Origin of the sequence: Anaeromyxobacter terrae (genome assembly GCF_022690685.1) — a bacterium.
Taxonomy (GTDB): Bacteria; Myxococcota; Myxococcia; order Myxococcales; family Anaeromyxobacteraceae; genus Anaeromyxobacter; species Anaeromyxobacter terrae.
Genome location: NZ_JALCYY010000136.1, coordinates 1 through 1743, shown reverse-complemented (window position 1 = coordinate 1743; position 1743 = coordinate 1). Strand labels below are relative to the sequence as shown.

Annotated in this window: 1 protein-coding gene and 1 pseudogene; both read left to right on the top strand. The window is 73.0% G+C overall.

Annotated features, from left to right (window positions below; genetic code table 11):
- Positions 1-508: pseudogene (locus MNY62_RS25470) on the top strand (lysylphosphatidylglycerol synthase domain-containing protein); the annotation flags it as partial.
- 77 nt (positions 509-585) lie between these two features.
- A partial coding sequence (locus MNY62_RS25465) for a type IV pilus twitching motility protein PilT (RefSeq protein WP_242347130.1) occupies positions 586-1743 on the top strand: 1158 nt, incomplete at its 3' end.

The following is a 1743-nucleotide window of genomic DNA, read 5'->3' as shown; positions in this document are numbered from 1 at the left end:
CGCCGGAGCGCGCCTCGCGCGGCGGCTCCCGCGGTTCGGGGCGGCGCTCGGGGCGCTGGGCGCGGGGCTCGCGGGGGTGGGGAGCCCGGCCCGCCTCGGGCTCGCGCTCCTCGTCGCCGTGGCGCCCGCGCTCACCGCCGCCGCCGCGTACACGATCCCGCTCGCGGCCTTCGGCGTCGACGCGGGGATCGCCGGCGGGGCGGTCCTCGTCGCGGTGATCACCTTCGGTCAGCTCACGCCGGGCCTGCCGGTCGGCACCGGCGTCTACTGGAGCCTCGCCGCGTGGGCCGCGCGCAGGCTCGGGGCGGCGCCGGACGACGCGGCCGCGCTCGCGGTGCTCACGCACGCGGCGATGATCGGGGCGAGCCTCGCGGTGGGCGGGGTCTCCGCCCTCGCCCGCCGCGGCGCGCTGCGCGAGCTGCTCCGCCGGCGGCGCGACGTCGCGGCGCTCGCGGACGGCGCCCCGGCGCCTGCCGACGGCCGCTCACGCTCGCCTACATCGGCGTAATCGCACGGAATCGGCCGCCCCGTCCCTCGGACCCGGCAATGGATCCGCCCAGATCCCGGTGCTACGCTCCGTGCGCGATGGAACTCAACGAGATCCTGCAGGTCGCGCTCCGCGGCGGCGCCTCGGACATCCACCTCAAGGCGGGGCTGCCGCCGATGTTCCGGGTGGACGGCGCCCTCCTGCCGCTGAAGGACGCGCGCCGCCTCCCGCCCGAGGAGATCGGGCGGATGGCCGTCGGGATCATGAACGACTACCAGAAGGAGAAGTTCAAGCAGACGAACGAGGTGGACCTCGCCTACGGCGTGCCCGGCCTCGGCCGCTTCCGCGTGAACGTCTTCCAGCAGCGCGGGACGATCGGCGTCGTGCTGCGCGTCATCCCCTTCAAGATCCAGACGATCGAGCAGCTCATGCTGCCGAAGGTGCTGGAGAAGATCGCCGCGGAGCAGCGCGGCCTCGTCCTCGTCACCGGCACGACCGGCTCCGGCAAGTCCACCTCGCTCGCGGCGATGATCGACCACATCAACGCCACCGAGACCTGCCACATCATGACGATCGAGGATCCGATCGAGTTCCTCATCCGCGACAAGCGCTCGATCGTGAACCAGCGCGAGGTGGGCGTCGACACCATGAGCTTCGGCCAGGCGCTGAAGAGCGCGCTGCGCCAGGACCCCGACGTCATCCTCGTCGGAGAGATGCGGGATCTCGAGACGATCGAGACGGCGCTCACCGCGGCGGAGACCGGCCATCTCGTCATGTCGACGCTCCACACGCTCGACGCGACCGAGACCATCAACCGCATCATCTCGGCGTTCCCGCCCTACCAGCAGAAGCAGGTCCGCCTGCAGCTCGGGTCGGTCCTGCGCGGCGTCATCAGCCAGCGGCTCGTGCCGCGCGCCGACGGCAAGGGGCGCGTGCCCGCGATCGAGGTGCTCCTCGCCACCGCCCGCGTCCGCGAGCTCATCGAGGACAAGGACCGGACGAAGGAGATCCCGGACGCGATCGCCCAGGGACACGTGTCCTACGGGATGCAGACGTTCGACCAGTCGCTCATGTCCCTGCTCAAGGCCGGCCTCATCAGCTACGAGGAGGCGCTCCGCCAGGCGACGAACCCCGACGACTTCGCGCTGCGCGTCTCGGGCGTGTCGGGCACGAGCGACTCGAAGTGGGACTCGTTCGAGAAGGCCGACGCGGGAGGCGCGCCGGCCCCGGCCGCCGCCCCGCGCGCCGGCGCGCCC